Below are 17831 nucleotides of genomic sequence, written 5' to 3' on the forward strand. Positions count from 1 at the left end.
GCCGCGCGGGCCGGGTCAGCGGACTAGGCGCGGCACGCCGCAATTCAGGTAGAAATTGGTCACGTCCGCGTAACCGAGTTGCAGGCCGAGCAGGGACAGCACCGGCGCCAGCACGGCATCCAGCAGCTGCAGGACGGGCACGAGCAGCGCCAGAATCTGTTTCAACAGATCCGCAACCGTAAAAGGTGGCAGCCCCAAGAGCGCAGCGACGAGGTCTAAGACGATCTGGATGAGCTCGCCGAGGACGCCTTCGACCCGCAGCGACAAGCTGTTGATCAGGCTGGTGAACAGGCCGGCCGTCTCGATGCCCGAGATGCGCTGGGTGTTGTTGTCGTCGAACGGTCCGTTGAAGACCAGATCGCCACCACCGCCGGGCAGTTCGATGGCCGCCTTGGCATAGACCGTGAGCAGCCCCAGAACGTCGAGTATCTTGGCTTCCTCGACGGTGGCGGAGGTCTCCTTGTTGGTCATGGCATCGTCGTTGATCTCGCCGATGTAGATACCGGCGATACCGGAGCTGGCGCCGATGGTGACCGTGCTGTTGTTGATCGGGTTGGCGCAGACGACGCTTTTCAGCCAGGCGTTGCCCTGGGCGAGTTCGACGTAGATCGGCAGGTGCAGCACGTCGCCGAGCATTTCCAGTACCTTGACGTCTATCTTCAGGCGGGCCTGGGCGGTGTGGGCCTGGGTCAGCCATTCGCCGTTGCCGTCGGTTCCGGGCGGACCGATGGCGATGCTGGGCGGCTCGATCAGCGACAGCGCCAGGTCGAGGGACAGGATGCCCGGCAGGTTGACGTTGGTGATCGGGACGTTGAGGAAGTTGTCGCCGTTCGCCACCTGGGCGGCCAGGGAGATCAACTGCAGGACGTTCAATTCGGCGCTCGCCGCGGCGTTGCTGTCGGCGATGGACAGCTTGAGGAGGTCGGCCAGCTTGAGGTGCAGGTCGCCGAGCACCGACAGGTTGGCCAGATTGAGCAGGTTGACGTAGGCGATGTTGTCCTGGCCGAGCGCGTTGGCGGTGAGCAGCATCAGGTCGGCCAGCGTCAGGTCGGCATTCAACAACTCGTCGACGGTACCCACCGAGGCGTCCGCCTTGACGAGGTCGAGCAGGGTGACGTGCGCGGTCGCGAGGCCCTGGTATGACACGGCGTCGAGGCTGAGCTTGGTGTGCAGCAGCTTGCCGAGGATGGCATTCAGGAGGATGGACTGGCTGGTATCGATGCTGAGCAGCCCGGAGCCGATGGAGAAGCCGGCCACGGCCGTGCGCGTCGCGGTCGCGGTGGCGACGATCTCGCGGGTGCCGACCAGGAAGAAATAAGGCTGCTGGGTGGTGACCCGGACCTGGACGGCGTTTTGGTCGGTGCCGCCGGGCATGAACGTGCCGAGATAGACGCCGTCCGGCGTCGTGCTGTCGTAACGGCCGGTTGTCACCTCCATGGTGTTGGTGTGCGCCCCGGGGATCGAAAAGCCGTTCTGCGAAGCGGTATCGGTGGCGATCAGTGCGGCATTGGGGAGGTCGCTCACCGCCGACAGGGCGGCCGTATCCGCCACCTTCTGCAATTCGCGCTTGGTATAGAACAGGCTGCCGAGGTCCACGGCCATCATCGCCGCGGCGAGCAAGGCGGCCATGCTGACGGCGGCCAGGATGCTGATGGCACCGGTTTGCCGGGGCTTGCCGATCGATACGGCGAATTGCTGCTGCGGGCGTGGCATTGCCGCGTTACCTCTGTGGCCGGATTACTTGGAGTTCAGCTTGGTGCTCGAGGCGACCGTGTCCTTGAAATCCGGCATCGGTTTGTCGAAGCTCTCCAGATAACGCTTGTAGGATGCCGAGGCGACGTCGCCGGACACCGGATTCAAGGTGCCGGCCGCGGAGCCTTCCCGCTGCAGTTCGAGCATCCGTTCCGTGGAACCGCCGATGACGATGGCGGCCGGTCCGTTCGTCTGCGCCGCTTGCTCCTCGGCACCGGCGGGGCCGGATAGCAGCAACGAGGACAGCAAAAGGCCCGACGCGTAGGCGAGGCGATGCGAATTAGGCGACATGTGAACTCTCCGAGATTTTCCTGTGGGCGAGACAGGCTTTGATGTAGCCGAGCAGTTGGTCGAACGAAACGGGCTTGGTGAAAACGGTGATGTCGGCGGGCAGGCTGCCTTTTTCCTCGATTTCTTCCCGCTTCAGCGCGGTCACCACGACGATATCCAGATTGCGCAGGGCATCGTCGTTGCGTAATAGGTTGACGATCTCGAAGCCGTCTACGCCCGGCATCTTGAGGTCGGTGATGAGCAGATCCGGTTGCCCGCGGCCGATGACGATGAGGGCTTCGTATACGCTGGAGACGAAGGTGACCTGGATGGGTATCTGCCAACCTTCCATGGTCATCTGATAAAGCTTGACCATGTCTTCGTCATCTTCGAGGACCAAAATATTGAATAAATTGGAAGAGGGCGGCGGCATCTGGCCTTTGCCCATGCGCTGCTGGATCAGTTCGTTCACGGCACTCATCGGCAGCCGGCGATGGCCGCCGTCGGTCTTCCAGGCCTTCAGTACGCCGCTCTCCACCCAGAGTTGGACGGTACGCAGCGAGACACCCAGCATCTGGGCGGCTTCCCGTGTCGTGCAATAGACTTCTTGGACATTCGTATTTTTCATCGGGGCGACCTAATTCGAATAAAACGGACGTTTAAGGGAAAATACTCAATATTGTGCCATTTTACGGGCTATTGCGTCCCTTTAGGGCGTCCGCTTTGTCCTTGATTTCTTTGCGTTGGTTTTCCGATAGCCGGTACCAGTCCATGATCCCCTCCGCCCGGCTCTGTTTGTTGTCCAGCACGTAGTAGAGCGCGAGATTGGCGCCGGCCCGGGTGTCCTGCGGGTCGAGTTCCGTGGCTTTGTGCAAATTGAAACCCGCATCGGCCATCTGGCTGGTGAGCAACTGGACGTATCCGAGGTCGTTGAGGACTACGGCGTTGGTCGGATCGAGCTCGGCGGCCCGGTTGAGCGCCTGGAGGGCGGCGTTGAAATCGCCCTGTTTGCTGGCGATGAGCCCGAGGCCGTGTTGCGCGCCCGCCTCGTAAGGGCTTTTCATCAGGCTCTCGTAGAGCAGCGAAGCCTTGTTCACGTAGCCGGTCTCGCGCAGCGCATCGGCACGCAAAAGGACCGCCTTCTTCTCGCCCGGCCAACGCCTGTCGAACGCATCCAGATGGGCCAAGGAGGCGAAATACAGGCCTTTGTCCTGCAGCTTGGCGATCAACTGCAGATAGAGGGCGGGATCGGTCGCCAAGTCGGCACGCGCACCCTTGTCCTCGTCGGTAATCGGCTTGATGGTGGTCGTGACCGGGTTGGCGATCGTCGCGCCGTCGGCGGCCAGGACGGACGACCAAGGCGCCGACAACGCCAGCAGCCCCGCCAACGCGGCGGCGGCCATCGGGGCAGAGGGCACCCAGCGGATCATGATGGCGTGTTGCTCAAAGCCCGGATGAGGGCCAGGAAGCCGGGGCCGGCGGTGATGATCAACAGGGCCGGCAACAGGAACAGCACCATGACGACCACCATGCGGGTGGCGAGCTTGCCGACGTAATCCTGCATCTGGAAACGGCGGTTCTCGCCGAGCCGGACCGCGAACCGCTTCAAGGGCTCCTGCAGGCCGGCGCCATAGCGGTCGGAATCGTTGATCAGGGCGATCAGTTCACGCAAGTCCGTGAGGCCGAGCTGGTCGGCCATCTGTTGCAGGGCAGCGGCGCGCGAACGCCCGGACTTGATGGCGACTTGCACGTAGGCAAATTCGTGGGCCAGGGCGGGCAGGCCGATGCGCTGTTCCTCGGCGAACAACTGGATGGACTGTTCGAAGCTCACCCCGGCGCCGTGCATCATGCGTACGTAATCGACGAACAGCGGAATCTCGTTGGCGATGACGCCGAGGCGCCGTTTGGCCATGGCGGAGAGCACGAACTTGGGCGCGAGGTAGGCGACGGCGACCGCGGCGACGACCTTCAGCCAGGCATTGCTCGAACCGCTTGCCAGCGCGTAGCTCGCGAACAGGGCCAGGATGACGACGGTCAGGATGGTCCGGATGGCCTGGAAATACACGAACGGCCGAATCCCGCGGTAGCCTGCCCGGATCAGCAGCAGGCGTACTTCGTTCTCGTGTTCCGACGGCGTTCCGGCCCGCGTCTGGCCGGTCAGCGTAAGGGCCAGGCGTTCCCACAGGGACTTGCTGTCCAGGAGTTCCTCGATCTCGGCCGTCTCGCCATCGTGGACGCGGGCCTCCAGGCGGTCGAGCTGGCGCCGGCGGCGGATCTGGTTGGATATCTGCAGGTGGTAGCCATAGATCAGCCAACCGGTTCCGAATACGGCCAGGCCGACGGTGAGTGCGATGATCCAGGGCATCGACATGGTGCGGTCCCTTATTGCGTCGGCAGTTTGGCCATGCGGAACAACAGCCACATGCCGATGACTTGCATCATGAAAGCGCCGACCAACAGCTTGTAACCGGTCGGATCCGTCCACATGCCGAGCAGATAGCCCGGGTTGCGGATGATGATCATGCTGCCCACGAGCACGGGCAGGGCGCTCAATATCCAGGCGCTGGCGCGCGTTTCCGAGGTCATGGCGCGGAGTTCCTTCTGGCCGCGCTCGCGTTCGCGCATGGCCAGGGAGATGCGCTCGAGCACGCTGCGGGCATTGCCGCCGTAGCGGACGCCGAGGTAGAACACCGAAGCCAGGAAGCTGAGTTCCCGGATGGAGTAGCTCTCGGCGACCTGGCTCATCGCGTCCTCCAGTGCCATGCCGGCCTGGGTCCGGACCAGAATCTGAGTGGTGATACTGCGCAGCGGCTCTTCACATTCGGCGCTGGCGTTGCGGAAGGCGAGTTCGATGCTGACCCCGACGCTCAGGATGCGCGCCACGGTATCGACGAACCCCGGCAACTGCTCGACGACCCGGGTGGCGTACCCTTCGATGCGCCAACGCAGGAAGAAGGTCAGGCCGATCGGGTAGAGGACGACCAGACCCACCAAGGCGCCCTTGATCCCGAACGCGAGACCACCCAGCAGGGCTAGTACCGGGGCCGGTGCGGCCAGCAGCGCATACAGGCGCGCCGAGGGCGCGAAGCCGGCGCGTTGCAGCCAGGTTTCCAGGAAGGGCAGGGGCTTGACCACCTTTTGCGGCACCGGTGCGGCGCGCCCCCCGGGCGCGAGTTCGTTCTGGTGGAAGACGGACTCCAGGCGCTCCAGGGTCTTGCTCGAGCGCTGTTTCTCGGAGCCCGAACGCCAGGCGAACACCCCCGCGGCGATCAGGCACAGGATGGCCAGGAGGATGATCAGATAGAATTCCGTCACATGGCCTCCGCTCGGCTACGTGCGGGACTCCAGAACCGCTTCAGTTTGAGCGACTTGGGTTGGCAGTGGGTGTTGACCCAGCCTTCGCGGCCGTTGGCCAGCGCGGGCTCGTAGCGGTAGTACTCCTGGAGCGAGACGACGTTGTCCTCGACTCCGGTGATCCCGGCGATGGACATCACACGGCGCTTGCCGTTGGACAGGCGGGCCAGGTGGACGACCATGTCGATGGCACCGGCGATCTGCCGGCGCAGATTGGTTTCGCTGCCCTGCCAACCGCCGAAGCTGAGCAGCATCTCGAGCCGGTGCAGGCATTCGCCCGCCGAGTTGGCGTGTATGGTCGACATGGAGCCGTCGTGGCCGGTGTTCATGGCCTGCAGCATTTCGACCGCCTCGCCGCCACGGACTTCGCCGACGATGATGCGGTCCGGGCGCATGCGCAGGCTGTTGCGCACGAGGTCGCGCGCGGTCACTTCGGCCACCTCTTCCAGCCCGGCCGGCCGGGTTTCCAGGCGTACCACGTGTTCGTGCAACAGTTGCAGTTCGGCGGCGTCCTCGATGGTGATGATGCGCTCGCCCTCGGGAATGTACTGGGTGAGCATGTTCAGGAACGAGGTCTTGCCGGAGCCGGTGCCGCCGCTGATGATGATGTTGCAGCGGGCCACCGTCGCCTGGTGCAGGAAGTCCAGCATCTCGTCGGTCAGGGTGCCGTAGGCGAGCAGGTCGGAGGCCTCCAGGGCGCGGGTGCGGAACTTGCGGATCGAGACCACCGGGCCGTTGATCGAGACGGGTGGGATGATGACGTTGATACGCCCACCGTTGGGCAGGCGCGCGTCCACCATGGGGCTGCCCTCGTCGACTCGGCGGCCGAGCGGCGCGATGATGCGCTGCACGATACGCATCAGGTGCTTGTTGTCGATGAAGCGGATCTTGCTCTTCTGCAACAGGCCGTTGCGCTCGATGAAGACTTCCTTGTAGCCGTTGATCAGGATGTCCGACACCGATTCGTCCGCCATCAGGCTTTGCAGCGGGCCGAGACCGGTCAGTTCGTCGGTCAGGTCGCCGACGATGCGCTGGATGTCGGTCGCGTTGAGCGGCATCCGGTTGGTCGACGTGAACGCCTCGACCTCCTGGGCCACGAAACGCTTGACCATCGTTGGCGTCCAGTTGGCGAAGTCGGTCCCGAGGTCCTCGATGCGGTCCACCAAGCGGCCGTGCATCATGCCCTTGATGTCCTGGAACTCATCCGACTGGTGGAACTCGCTGTTGGGGTCCTGGCCCAGTGCGAAATCGAAATCCATGCCCGTTTCCTCGTTACGCATAGCTGAACATCTTGCGCAGGACCGACATGTTCTGCGCCGGGTTCCGGACGCCGGTCACGCCGGTCAGGGTGGTGGCGATGCCGCGCAAGGCGTTGAGATAGGGATCGTTCGGCGCGACTTCCAGCAACGGCTTGCCGATGTTGGCGCAGGCGATCATCTTTTCCGTGCGCTGGGGCAGGTGGCCATCCAGGCGAATCTGCAGGTTCTCGGCGATCTGCGCCGGGGCCATGTCGATGCGGGTGTCGTACTTGCCGGTCAGCATGCCGATGCGTTCGGCGTCGAAACCGCGGTCACGCAGGTTGCCCAGCATCTGGCGGGCCGAGTAGACGGACGGGATGGTCTGCTCGCAGACCAGGTGGACATGGTCGGAGATGCCGAGGGCGTAGAGCAGCAGGTCGAGGCCGGCGAAGCCACCCAGATCGACCACGACCACCTTGAAGTAGGACTTCAGCAGGCTGAGCATGGTCATGGCGTCGGTCGGCGTGATGTCGCGCAACTCGGCCAGGTTCTGCGGCAGCGACATGATCGCCAGGCCGCTCTTGTGGTGTGCGAAGGCGGTGTTCAGCAAGGCCTGGTCGAAGCGGCGCAGGCTGCGCACGGCATCGCAGAAATTGAACGCGACCTTGGTGTCCAGGTACAACGCGGCGTCTCCGGACGGATAACCGAAGTCGAGCAGCAGCACCGGCTGGTCAGGCAGATATTCCTGCTTGAGAAGCAGGGACAGATGCATGGCGGCGGTGGTGGTGCCGACCCCGGGACGGGCGCCCAGCATGGTGATCATCTTGCCGCTCGGCTGGGCCGGCAGGGATGGCGACTGCTCCAGGATGCTCTTGACCGTGCGCATCGCATCCATGGGCGACTGCAACTCGACGAAGTCGCGGGCGCCGGCCCGCATCGCCTCGAGGATGAGGCCGCTGTCGGCGCGATGGGCGAAACCGACCACCCAGAGGCGCGGATAGACGACGAGCAGGCTGCGGGTGAGCTCGGCCGCCTTCTCGGCATTGTCGCCGATGAAGTCGATGAAGATGATGTCGGTGCCCAGGGAGCCGACCAGCTGGGCGAGCAGATCGGTGTTCCAGTGCAGCCAGACCGATGTGCCGATGCTCTTCAGCGCGTCGTTCAGCTCGTTGAAACGGGTTTCGTTATCCGTGACGACGATGAATCGTTTTTCGACCATGATCCGGCGAGTCCTATTTTGAAAGTCCGGTGAAGCGGGCGGCCTCTTCCTGGTCGGATTGCAGGAGCATGCGCCAGAGGCTTGGGTTGTAGTTGGCCAGGTCGGCGCCGGGCAACGGCCCGAGTTGGGCGTTGGCGGCGAGCGGCCGGACCAGCTTGGGCGTGACGATGATCAGCAGTTCCTTATCGTCGCGCGACAGGCTGGCGTGCTTGAAGAACGCGCCCAGTACCGGGATGTCGCCCAGGCCGGGGAACTTGTCCAGGCTTTTCACGACGCGTTGGCTGACCAGGCCGCCGATCACGTAGCTTTCGCCGTTGCCCAGCTCGATGCTGGTATCGGCGCGTCGGGTGAGCAGGCTCGGTACGGTGACGCCGTTGATGGCGATGGAGTTGTCGAAGTCGAGGTCGCTGACCTCGGGGGCGATCTTCAGGGCGATGCGATTTTCCGCGAGGACGGTAGGCGCGACGTCGAGGCGGATGCCATACGGCTTGTACTGGATGGTGGTCTGGCCGAGTGCTTGCGGTACCGGCACCGGGAACTCGCCACCGGCCAGGAAGCTCGCGGTCTGGCCGCTCTGGGCCAGCAGCGATGGCTGCGCAAGGGTCCGGGCGAAGCCGTTGCCTTCGAGCATGCCGAGCAGGCCGATCACGTCGCCCGAGGGGGAGCCGAGCAAGAGGGTGAACGCGCTGGAAACCGGATTGGCCGAAGTCTCCACGGAGATGCCGCTGCCGGCGGACGCCGTGACCTTGGTCAACGAACCCGGCGTGAAGGTGCCGAAGGTGATGGCGGAGGCGGTCGAGAACAGGTCGAGGCCAGCCTCCTTGAGCACGCTGCGGCTGAGTTCGACGACCCGGACATCGATCTGGACTTCACCCGCATAAGGCATCTTGCTGGCATCCTGGACCGGGCCTTTGCCCTCGCCGTCGGCGTGCAGGGCGATTTGCTTGGCCTTTTCGTGCTCCACCATGCCGGGCGCGGTGCCCTCGAGCAACAGCAGGTCGCCGGACGACTTCAGGCGCAAGCCGGGAAACTCGTCCAACTGGGCGCTCTCGGCGGGCTTGTTGACCTGGATGGTGTAGTAGCTCGGCAGCTTGCCGGCCTTGTCCCATACCAGGAGGCTGGTCGCACCGGGCTTGATGCCCTGGACCAGGATGTCCTGCTTGCTGAGCATCTTGATCTCGGCGATCTGCTCGTCGCCCACGGCAACGCGCTGGGCCGCCTTGTCCAGCTTGACGGCCAACTGGCTGCCCGCCTCGACTTGGTAGATCTGGGCCGGTGGCTCGGCACGGACGGGCACGAGGCCAATGGGCAGCAACAGGGTCGCCAGGAGCACGATCCGGGCGACGGTTGCGTTCGAGACGCGGCCAAGCCGCTTCTTCATGTCAGTAGTCATCTGCCAACCCTTGTTATTTCCGGTGGTTCCAATGGTTTTCACGGCCGCGTCCCGGACGTCGCCACGCGCACGGTCTTTTCCTTCAGGCCATGCATGACGATGACGGTCGCCGTTTGACTGCTGCGCCCACGTTTGCCCGTCTTCGCGCCGGCCTGGCTTTGCACCGGGGGCGCCGTCTTCTCGGTCATGGCGATGAGCTGGGTGAGGGTCAGGGGGGCGGGCGGGGCGACGACGGCCACCGCTGCCGGAACGACGGCGGCCGGGGCGGCCGGGGCGACGCCGGGCTTCGCGGCGTCCGTCGCCGGGGTCACCAGCACTTCCGCGCCCTGCGGTTGCTCGTGCGGGCGCAGGGCGAGGATCAGACGGCCGCTTTCCGAGGCGAGTACCAACTTGTCGATGTCAGGCACCTTGACGGCCAGGACCGCCGTCTTCGGCATCTCCGCGCTACGCGAGGCGGCCCCGCCGGAGACCGGCACCTTGCCGCCGACGGCCGCGCTGCCGCCCGCCATGGCGCCGACGTCCTTGCTGCCGAAGGCGAGGACAGGCAACTTCTCCAACAACAGGCGCGACTGGGTGTTGGCGATCTCGGTGCCGTTGCGGCGCAGGGTGAAGAAGACGTCGACGATGTCGCCGGGGAGCAGGCGGTTGCCGACCCCGATCACCTCGTCGACGTGGATGGCCACGGCACGCTCGTCCGCCGCGATGTGCTGCAGCATGGCGCGCAGGCCACCGCCCAGGCGTTCCTGAAGTAGCGGCTCGCCGGCCGCGATGTCGGCCGAGGCGACCTTGCCGATCACCGAATTGAGGTCGCTGAACGCCCCATCAGGCCGGGACGGAAACAGCGATGTCTTCACCATCTCGGGACTGACCTCGGTATCGGCCGGGATGCGGACTTGGGCGACCACGACGGGTAGCATCTTGGGCTGCGCGGCCTTTTGTTCGGCCGCCATGCGGGAACTCAAAATCCAAGCGTAGGCGCCTAGCAGCAATGCCAGAACGACCAAGGCCAGTCCGACGATTTTTTGCGTTTTTCCCACGATATCGAATCCTTATGATGGGTTGAAGCCGGTCATGAGATCTGCACGACCGCCTGCGCGGTCAGGGTGTCCGGCAGGACGATGCCTAGGCCGGGGATGGCAGGGATGATGGGGTTGGCTGCGTAGTCGTAGGTGATGGTGACCTTGACGCAGGTGAAGGCCGCGGTGGTCGCGACGCAATCCGTGTTGACGACGGGGGTCGGCGCCCTGGCGCCCAGCCAACTGACGGCCGTCGTCGCCGTACTCAGCGCGAGCGCCTCGCGGGCAGCGATGTCGCCGACGTCCTGGAGGGCGGCACGTGCCCCTTCGTTGACCGCCTGGGTGAACGTATGGCGGAGCGCGAACACCACGCCGTAGGCGATGGCGCCGTACATGACCATGAAGAAGAGCACGAAGACCAAGGCGAACTCAACCGCTGCGGCCCCGCGCTGACGTGTCCGGCGTCCCTCACGCAATTTTTGTGGTCCCCTATCGTTCATCTTGTCCTCAGGTTCCCATCGGCACCCCGGTGTAGACCTTGACGAAGTTCCAGCCGATGAAGGCTACCGCCATACCCGCGCCGTATGGGATGCGGCGCCGCAGTCGGAGATCGAGTTCGGCAACCGTCAAACGATCGGCGAGCGTGGGACGCATCATCAGGGCCAAGCCGTACACCCCTCCCAGCAGGCTGCCCCCAAGCAGCACGCCGAGCAGACACTTCACGCCACCCAGCCAACCGATCACGGCGCACAACTTGACGTCCCCCGCTCCCATCCAGCCCATCCGGTAGGCAGGCCAGAACACCACCAGCGCCAAGACGGCTGTTCCCGCGCCATCCGATATCCGGACGCCGTACGGCATGGCCCCGGAGACCAGGCCGTACAGGCCGCCCAGCGCCGCCCCGGCCAGCAGCAGCCAGTTCGGTAACCGCCGCTGCCGCCAGTCGTATACAGCCAACCATCCGGCCCAGATAACCAGGACAGCCGCGATCAGCATGTTGTTGGCAATGCCTCTACGCGTTGATGTTTCCCGGAATGGTTGGCTTCAGTGATCGTCAGGAAGAGGTCAGGGCGGTGACGATAGAGGTAAATTTGGTGACCAGCGCTTCGCCGATATCGGTCACCACACCGATGATGACGACCGCGATCAGCGCCGCCATGAGGCCGTACTCGATGGCGGTTGCGCCTTCTTCGTCACGGGCGAATTGTTTGATTGCATTCCACATGTTCGTAAACCTCCACATAGCCAGAAAAGATGTACCCCATCCTCGCCCGACCACTGGCCTGGAGAGCCTGCCCGGCGGGACCGATCGATCGACGCATGGTATCACTTATAGCGTCTTTACGAAGTTTATCCGGTTTCTATTGGTCCACAATCCGGCGGATTGGGGAATAGGTGTATTTACTGATAAATGGAGATTTTAGTCCGATGAACGGTCGGTCGTCCGGACACGGAACCTTGTCGTGGTGGGTCGTTCCGGCTTCTGCTGCGTGCCGCCCAAGGGTCAAGGAGAGCGCGTCGACGCCCGGAAAACGTGCCGCGGCAAGGGGTCGGGCATGATTCAGGCGGTCTGAGAGCGCATGATCAAATCATTCAATTCTAATGGACTGAATGGCTTGAGCATGTAGTGATCGGCGCCTGCGCGCAGGCCTTCTTCGATGTCCCGTTGCTGCCCTTTCGCGCTCAGCAGGACGATGAACGGGCGTGGCGTGGTCGTTTCAGCGCGCAAAGACCGGCAAACCTGATAGCCATCCAGGCCGCCGGGCATCATGACGTCGAGAATGATGACATCGGGTCGCCGTTCCTGTGCCATGCGCAGCGCCTCCGCTCCGTTCGTCGCCAAGAGCAATTCGGCACCCAGTGGGGCCAAGGCAAGCCGCAACAGCAGCCGGATGTCCTCCTGGTCGTCGACCAGCAGAATCCGTTTGGCGGCCATGTCGGGCGGAGGAACGGGCTCGGTTGTCATGACAGGTTAGCCTTTGCTGATGGTCGGATCGACGACGGGCAGCCACAGGGTGACCTCGGTGCCGTGGCCGAATTCGCTGGTGACGGTGACCTGGCCATTGAAGATGGCCATGATCTCTTTGACCAGGCACATGCCCAGGCCGGTGCCCGGTATCGCCCCGGAGGTGTCGGCGCGATAGAAACGGTCGAACATATGCGCCATCTGCTCGTCCGTCATGCCGATGCCCTGGTCCTGGATGCTGATACCCACGAAGGCACGGCCATTTTCGACCTTGTGTGCAGAGCTGACCAGGATCGTCCCGCCGCTCGGGGAGTATTTCAGCGCATTGCCGAGCACGTTCACCATGGCCTGCTGGAACTTGTCGGTGTCGATATGGACGCTGGCGAGATCCGGCTCGAGCTCGACTTCCAGCGAATGGGTCTCGTGCGGCACGTAAAACGTCCCGAGGGTATTCATGACCGCCGGCGCCAAGGCCTGGTCCTTGAACTTGAAGGTCTTGCTACCCCGCGCCTCGATGCGGGCGAGATCGAGCAGTTCATTGACCAGGTTGGTGAGGTTCTTGGTCTGGCGATGGATGCGCTGGATCAGATCGCGTTGCGTCGCGGCGTCGAATTCGCGCGCCAGCAGCAGTTCGGCGAAGCCGTAAATGCTCGCCATCGGGGTCCGCAACTCGTGCGCCGCCGTAGACAGGAACTCGCTCTTCATGCGGTCGATTTCCATTTGGGCGGTGACGTCGCGGAAAAAGATGACCCCGGCCTGGAGCTGTCCATTTTCGTCGCGGATATGGCGGATCAGCCACTTCAGGATGGACTTGGCGGGGTTGGCGAGATGGACGAGGTATTCGACGTCATCGGCGGTATCCACGAAATGCGGCAGGGGCTTGGCGGGATCGGACAAGGCCTGGAGGAAGCCCTCCAACTCGTCCAGCGGTTTGCCGACGATGCGTACATCCGCGAGGCCGGTCATGGCGAGGAAGGCCGGGTTGACATAGACGACCTGCCGGTCGCGGTCGATGAACACGTAGCCATCCGGGCTGAGGTCGAGAATGGTGTTGCGCTCCTTGTTGCTCCGGGTGAGGGCGTCCTGTGCCTTCTTGAGCGGGTCGATGTCGGTCAGCAGGCCGGCGATGCCGCTGCTCGCGCGGTCCGCGCCGAGGGAACGCGCATGCAGGCTGAACCAGCGGGTGCCGCCGTCCTGGGTGGTGAGCCGGAGTTCGCCGGCCACGGTACCGTGTTCGCCGCGGTTGGCCGCTTCGATCAGCCAGGTGGCCTGGCTGCGGTCCTCGGCGGCGACGAAATCCGTCAGCGGCCGTGCCAGGCTGCTGTCGATCGGGTTGCCGGTTAGGTCGGACCAAGCCGGGTTCAGGAAGGTCAGCCGGCCCTCGCCGTCGCAGCGGAAGATCACCTGGGTGACGGCGTTCACGACCGAGCGATAGGCTTCCTCGCTGCGCAGGAGTGCCGATTCGATCTCCTTGCGGGCCGTGATGTCGGTCAGGGCCCCCACCATGCGGTAAGGTTTGCCACGCTCATCCCTGAGCACGACGCCGCGTTCCAGGGCCCAGATATAGTCGTCGCCCTTGCGGCGCAGCCGGTGTTCGCTCTCGAAGAAGTCGCTGCCGCCGGTCATGTGGGCATTCAGTTGTGCCATCACCCGCGGCAGGTCGTCGGGATGCACGCGTTTGAGCCACTCTTCGGAGTGCGCCAGCACTTCGCGCTCGCCGTACCCCAGCAGGCTCTTCCAGCGCGGCGAATAGTAGGTGTGTCCGCTGTCGATGCGCCAGTCCCATATCCCCGCGTTGCTGCCATGCAGGGCGAATTTGAGGCGCTCCTCGCTCTCGGCCAGGTTGGAACGTTCCTGGCCGATGCGGTTCGCCATGTTGTCGAAGGCGCCCGCCAACCGGGCGATCGGGTCGTGGCCGACCATGTCGGCGCGTGCGGAACCGTCTCCCTGGGCGAACCGGGAGATGGCCTTGGTGACCTGACCCAGGCGTCGATTGACGCCGCGCATCATGACCAGGAACAACAACGTGCTGGCGATCAGGGCGAGCAGTGCGAACGACACCAGGGCGCTGAGGTAGTGGTAGGCGAGCCGTGCCCGTTCGGTCGAAAGGTTGCGCTGGATGACCAGGATGCCGCCGGGCTGCCGGGTATTGACGGCGCGCAGGGCCTGGAGACCGAGCAAGCCCTCGCCATCGGCCGCAATCAGGGTGCCGCCTTGTCCGTCGAGCTGTTTCAGGGCCGCCAATGCAGTCTCGTCGAAAAGGTCGGCGGCGGCCTTCGCCTGCGCATTCGCCTGGTCCGCCGCGGCCACCCGGCCGATCCGGTCGACGATGAAGTAATGCGAGCTCTTGTCCTCCATGGGCAGGAACAACTGCCGGAACCGCGCCGCCTCGTCCATTCCGTTCGGGCGTCCCCACAGGGCGTTGTCGAGTTGGTGCAATTCGCGTTCCAGCGCGACGCTCGCCTGGGTACCGAGCAGGTTGCGCGCGCTTCGGTACTGCCAATGGAGGATGTAACCGGCGCAGGCGACGGCGATCACCCAGAACAGGATGGGAAACCAGGCGGAACGGTTGATCATGCGAGCGCTTGCCTCAAAGTCGAGATATGACGAGCGTTCCCTGGGCGCCGTTGCCGGCCGGTGCCGCGGTGACGGTCGGGTCACCCGCATGGCCGCGCGGCAAGCGGGAGAAATGGGCCTGTCCGGCCGTGGTCACGGCTGGCGTGCGCCGTTGCTGGCGTCGGCAAGCGCGTTGCGCGCGTCGGCCACGGCGGTGAGCCGGGCCTGCAGCCAGGACTCGAACTCGCCTCTCGGGATGGGCTTCGAATACAGCCTTCCCTGGGCCTGGGCACATCCCTCCTCCTCGAGGAATATTTCCTGTTCCTTGGTTTCGATGCCTTCGGCGATGAGATCGAAGCCCAGGCTATGCCCCATGGCGATGATGGCGCGCGTGATGGCGGCATTGTTCTTGTCCGCCGGCAGGCCGAGCACGAACCGCTGGTGGATCTTGATGCCGCGGACGCGCAGATTCTTGAGGTAGGCGAGCGAGGCGTGGCCGATGCTGAAATCGTCGATGACGATACCGACACCCAGGTTGCGCAGGCGGTCCAGTTCCGCCAGAACGTGTGCCGTGTTGCGCAACAGGGTGTGTTCGTTGACCTCGATGACCAGGCGTCCGGGCTCCACGCCGGTTTCTTCCAGCGCACGGTTGACGCTGGCGTAGAAGTCGTTGCGCTCGATCTGCAGGCCGGCGACTTTGACCGACACGCTCCCCGAGAACAGCCCCTCCCGCGTCCAGGCCTGGATCTGGCCGCAAGCGGCGCGCAATGCCCACTCGCCGACCGAGACGATGAGCCCGGTTTCCTCGGCCACGGTGGCGAATTCGACGGCGTCGATGGTGCCCAGTTCCGGATGGTGCCAGCGCACCAGCGCCTCGACTCCGAGTACCCGGCCGCTCTGGATGTCCAACTGCGGCAGATAGCAGAGTTCCAGCTGATGCAGCTCCTGCGCCTGGCGCAGACCCTGCTCGAGCGCCATGCGCTGGTCGGCGGCCCGGGCCATTTCCTCGTCGTGGTAGCGATAGGTGTTCTTGCCGGCCTGCTTGCTGGCGTACATCGCCGTGTCGGCGGCCTTGAGCAGGGAGGTGGCGTCGTGGCCGTCCTGCGGATAGATGGCGATCCCGACGCTGGCCGTGACGTGCGCCTTGCTGCCCTGCAGGTCGACCGGCTTGTCGACGGCGGCGATGAGCTTTTCCGCCAGATGGCCGATGTGGACGGCGCTGGGCGGGTTTTCGATGATCATCGCGAACTCGTCGCCACCCATGCGGGCAACGACGTCTTCGCTGCGCAGGGTCATGCGCAGGCGGGCGGCGATCTTTTGCAGCAGCAGGTCGCCGGCGGGGTGACCGAGGCTGTCGTTCACGGTCTTGAACCCGTCCAGGTCGACCCCGAACACGGCCAACTTGTTGGAACGCCGCGCGGCCCGCTCGAGGGCCATGTTGAGCTGGATGCTCAGCAGGGTGCGGTTCGGCAGGTCGGTCAGGGCGTCGTAGTGCGCCATGTGCTTGAGTTCGTCCTCGGATTTCTTCAGCCGGCTGACGTCGGAGAACAGCCCGATATAGCTCTGCGCCGTGCCGTCCGCGCCATAGACGGCGCTCAGCGATAGCCACTGCGGATAGGATTCACCGCTTTTCCGGGTGTTGACGATCTCGCCCTGCCAATGCCCCGTGGCCAGGAGCTCGGCCCAGATGTGGCCGTAACGGAAGAACTGGGGCGTCCGGCCGATCACTTCGTCCTTGGTGAAACCGGTGATGGTGGTGAAGGCGGGATTCACCAGTTCGACGCGGCCATTGCCGTTCAGGATCACGATGCCCTCGGCGGCATGGGCGAATACCGCGGCCGCCTGACGCAGGTAGGTGCCTTGGTCAAGTTGTTCGGCCAGGCTTTTCAGCAGCAGATAGGAACCGTCCGGTTGCTGATACTGGTCGAGTATCACTTGGTAGATGACCTGGCAGGGGATATGCCGGTTGCCGTTGGTCAAGGTGAGATTGGTCGTGGCGACCGCGGCATTGCGGTCACCGAGCGCCGGCAATTGTTCGCGCCCGATGAAGGCGAACAACGAGCGTTTCAACAGCGCGTCCCGGGATTGGTCGAGCAGTTCGCAGGCGACGTCGTCGATTTCGACGATGCGGTGCTCGCGATCCAATCGGATCAACCCGGACTGATTGTTGGTCAGGACGAACCGGATGACCTTGCCGTCCTCGCTCACGCGTTTCGCCGCGCGCTGGGCTTTGGCGATGAAAGACAAGGCGAGGATGACAGCCAGTACAAGTGCAATAGCTAGAATTATTTGGACGATAGGCATGTCGTTTACCCGGGGCCAGTGAGCTTTTGCACCTTAATACTCGTTAGTCGGACTGGCGCTGTCTCCTTGCCGGATGGTTGGTCGATTTCCCGATACCAATGGCTGTCATTATATGTCGTTTTCCGGCCTGCCATTGGCGGGCCGGGGCGACCGTCGTTCTAGTGGCTCCTGACTTCCTTGGCCAGGTGCATGTCCTCGATGATCATGTTGACCGTGCATCGGTTGTCATAGGTGCCGATGAATACGCTGTCACCCCGGTCGATGTAGCGCGATTCGAGGCGCCCGCCGACTGGACAAGAATGGACTTTCCCCTTTACGAAAAAAACCGATCGAGGCATGTCCGTCAGCAATATCTTTTCGAATATCGAACTGGCCTCGGTTTCGATTTTGCGCCTGACTTGATTCGGTTTCCCTGCCCGGATATTGGTTGCCATGGCGATCTGTCCCGCTCCCTTGCGTCAAATCTGTTGGTTTCGTCGGTGCATCTTTATGTCCTGAACCATCCCGAAGACGATCCAGGCAATTCCCATGACGGAAATCACCTGGGCGGCTCCGAGTAGGACGCCAGCCTGGAGCACGAGGCCGGCGATCTGGGTGGCGACAGCCGAAAGGAAAAGTCGCAACGACCACTTCGGGAGGAAGTGGTCGGTATCGCAGACCATCAGGAGGATGGTTTGAATGAGGGTGTAGATACCGAGAACGAGCCAGCTGACGTCGAGATTGTGGAGACCTTCCATCGAGTTGTTCCTGCGGGATTCGCCCC

18 protein-coding genes are annotated in these 17831 nt (G+C 63.8%); all 18 read right to left on the reverse strand.

The features are described 5' to 3' along the window. Positions 1-15 precede the first annotated feature (15 nt). Positions 16-1713, reverse strand: coding sequence for a TadG family pilus assembly protein (locus tag EZJ19_RS03415; RefSeq protein WP_131444889.1), 1698 nt, complete (start codon positions 1711-1713; stop codon positions 16-18). Positions 1714-1737: 24 nt separating this feature from the next. Next, positions 1738-2043, reverse strand: coding sequence for a DUF3613 domain-containing protein (locus tag EZJ19_RS03420; protein ID WP_131444890.1), 306 nt, complete (start codon positions 2041-2043; stop codon positions 1738-1740). Then, positions 2033-2650 carry a response regulator gene (locus EZJ19_RS03425; RefSeq protein ID WP_131444891.1) on the reverse strand — a complete coding sequence of 206 codons (618 nt, stop codon included), beginning with the start codon at positions 2648-2650 and terminating at the stop codon, positions 2033-2035. The genes EZJ19_RS03420 and EZJ19_RS03425 overlap by 11 nt, the downstream gene beginning before the upstream one ends. 61 nt (positions 2651-2711) lie before the next feature. Then, the gene (locus EZJ19_RS03430) at positions 2712-3452 is read right to left on the reverse strand and encodes a tetratricopeptide repeat protein (protein ID WP_131444892.1); all 741 of its coding nucleotides are present in this window, start codon (positions 3450-3452) and stop codon (positions 2712-2714) included. Further along, the gene (locus tag EZJ19_RS03435) at positions 3449-4393 is read right to left on the reverse strand and encodes a type II secretion system F family protein (protein ID WP_131444893.1); all 945 of its coding nucleotides are present in this window, start codon (positions 4391-4393) and stop codon (positions 3449-3451) included. The genes EZJ19_RS03430 and EZJ19_RS03435 overlap by 4 nt, the downstream gene beginning before the upstream one ends. Positions 4394-4404: 11 nt before the next feature. Further along, the gene (locus tag EZJ19_RS03440) at positions 4405-5337 is read right to left on the reverse strand and encodes a type II secretion system F family protein (RefSeq protein WP_131444894.1); all 933 of its coding nucleotides are present in this window, start codon (positions 5335-5337) and stop codon (positions 4405-4407) included. Beyond that, positions 5334-6635: a TadA family conjugal transfer-associated ATPase gene (locus tag EZJ19_RS03445; protein ID WP_165873442.1), complete on the reverse strand. Its 1302-nt coding sequence runs from the start codon at positions 6633-6635 to the stop codon at positions 5334-5336. Before EZJ19_RS03445 ends, EZJ19_RS03440 begins: the two co-directional genes overlap by 4 nt. Positions 6636-6648: 13 nt before the next feature. Next, entirely contained in the window at positions 6649-7833 is a 1185-nt protein-coding gene (locus EZJ19_RS03450; RefSeq protein WP_131444896.1) for a CpaE/TadZ family protein, read from the reverse strand. A 13-nt stretch (positions 7834-7846) separates the two neighbouring features. Then, entirely contained in the window at positions 7847-9226 is a 1380-nt protein-coding gene (locus EZJ19_RS03455) for a type II and III secretion system protein family protein (protein WP_131444897.1), read from the reverse strand. 38 nt (positions 9227-9264) lie between these two features. Further along, positions 9265-10263: a Flp pilus assembly protein CpaB gene (gene cpaB / locus EZJ19_RS03460; RefSeq protein WP_165873443.1), complete on the reverse strand. Its 999-nt coding sequence runs from the start codon at positions 10261-10263 to the stop codon at positions 9265-9267. A gap of 32 nt (positions 10264-10295) precedes the next feature. After that, the gene (locus EZJ19_RS03465) at positions 10296-10742 is read right to left on the reverse strand and encodes a TadE/TadG family type IV pilus assembly protein (RefSeq protein ID WP_131444899.1); all 447 of its coding nucleotides are present in this window, start codon (positions 10740-10742) and stop codon (positions 10296-10298) included. 7 nt (positions 10743-10749) lie between these two features. Then, positions 10750-11238 (reverse strand): prepilin peptidase, encoded by a 489-nt coding sequence (locus tag EZJ19_RS03470; RefSeq protein ID WP_131444900.1) that lies wholly within the window; start codon positions 11236-11238, stop codon positions 10750-10752. 58 nt (positions 11239-11296) lie between these two features. Continuing rightward, positions 11297-11467: a Flp family type IVb pilin gene (locus EZJ19_RS03475; RefSeq protein WP_131444901.1), complete on the reverse strand. Its 171-nt coding sequence runs from the start codon at positions 11465-11467 to the stop codon at positions 11297-11299. Between the two features lie 336 nt (positions 11468-11803). Then, on the reverse strand, positions 11804-12208 hold the full coding sequence (locus tag EZJ19_RS03480; protein WP_206199305.1) for a response regulator transcription factor: 405 nt from the start codon (positions 12206-12208) through the stop codon (positions 11804-11806). Between the two features lie 6 nt (positions 12209-12214). Continuing rightward, a complete protein-coding gene (locus EZJ19_RS03485; RefSeq protein WP_165873445.1) occupies positions 12215-14785 on the reverse strand; it encodes a PAS domain S-box protein in 2571 nt (856 codons plus the stop codon). A gap of 132 nt (positions 14786-14917) precedes the next feature. Next, positions 14918-16972 carry a putative bifunctional diguanylate cyclase/phosphodiesterase gene (locus EZJ19_RS03490; RefSeq protein ID WP_165873446.1) on the reverse strand — a complete coding sequence of 685 codons (2055 nt, stop codon included), beginning with the start codon at positions 16970-16972 and terminating at the stop codon, positions 14918-14920. A 254-nt stretch (positions 16973-17226) separates the two neighbouring features. After that, entirely contained in the window at positions 17227-17502 is a 276-nt protein-coding gene (locus EZJ19_RS03495; protein WP_131444904.1) for a hypothetical protein, read from the reverse strand. 24 nt (positions 17503-17526) lie between these two features. Beyond that, a complete protein-coding gene (locus tag EZJ19_RS03500; RefSeq protein ID WP_131444905.1) occupies positions 17527-17805 on the reverse strand; it encodes a hypothetical protein in 279 nt (92 codons plus the stop codon). Between the last annotated feature and the right edge of the window lie 26 nt (positions 17806-17831).

The organism is Parasulfuritortus cantonensis (assembly GCF_004337445.1).
GTDB lineage: Bacteria > Pseudomonadota > Gammaproteobacteria > Burkholderiales > Thiobacillaceae > Parasulfuritortus > Parasulfuritortus cantonensis.

Bases quoted from the DNA above. Each gene is read 5' to 3' on its own strand.
- EZJ19_RS03415 (WP_131444889.1), bottom strand. From the start codon at position 1,713: ATGCCACGCCCGCAGCAGCAATTCGCCGTATCGATCGGCAAGCCCCGG.
- EZJ19_RS03420 (WP_131444890.1), bottom strand. From the start codon at position 2,043: ATGTCGCCTAATTCGCATCGCCTCGCCTACGCGTCGGGCCTTTTGCTG.
- EZJ19_RS03425 (WP_131444891.1), bottom strand. From the start codon at position 2,650: ATGAAAAATACGAATGTCCAAGAAGTCTATTGCACGACACGGGAAGCC.
- EZJ19_RS03430 (WP_131444892.1), bottom strand. From the start codon at position 3,452: ATGATCCGCTGGGTGCCCTCTGCCCCGATGGCCGCCGCCGCGTTGGCG.
- EZJ19_RS03435 (WP_131444893.1), bottom strand. From the start codon at position 4,393: ATGTCGATGCCCTGGATCATCGCACTCACCGTCGGCCTGGCCGTATTC.
- EZJ19_RS03445 (WP_165873442.1), bottom strand. From the start codon at position 6,635: ATGGATTTCGATTTCGCACTGGGCCAGGACCCCAACAGCGAGTTCCAC.
- EZJ19_RS03450 (WP_131444896.1), bottom strand. From the start codon at position 7,833: ATGGTCGAAAAACGATTCATCGTCGTCACGGATAACGAAACCCGTTTC.
- EZJ19_RS03455 (WP_131444897.1), bottom strand. From the start codon at position 9,226: ATGACTACTGACATGAAGAAGCGGCTTGGCCGCGTCTCGAACGCAACC.
- EZJ19_RS03465 (WP_131444899.1), bottom strand. From the start codon at position 10,742: ATGAACGATAGGGGACCACAAAAATTGCGTGAGGGACGCCGGACACGT.
- EZJ19_RS03470 (WP_131444900.1), bottom strand. From the start codon at position 11,238: ATGCTGATCGCGGCTGTCCTGGTTATCTGGGCCGGATGGTTGGCTGTA.
- EZJ19_RS03475 (WP_131444901.1), bottom strand. From the start codon at position 11,467: ATGTGGAATGCAATCAAACAATTCGCCCGTGACGAAGAAGGCGCAACC.
- EZJ19_RS03480 (WP_206199305.1), bottom strand. From the start codon at position 12,208: ATGACAACCGAGCCCGTTCCTCCGCCCGACATGGCCGCCAAACGGATT.
- EZJ19_RS03485 (WP_165873445.1), bottom strand. From the start codon at position 14,785: ATGATCAACCGTTCCGCCTGGTTTCCCATCCTGTTCTGGGTGATCGCC.
- EZJ19_RS03495 (WP_131444904.1), bottom strand. From the start codon at position 17,502: ATGGCAACCAATATCCGGGCAGGGAAACCGAATCAAGTCAGGCGCAAA.
- EZJ19_RS03500 (WP_131444905.1), bottom strand. From the start codon at position 17,805: ATGGAAGGTCTCCACAATCTCGACGTCAGCTGGCTCGTTCTCGGTATC.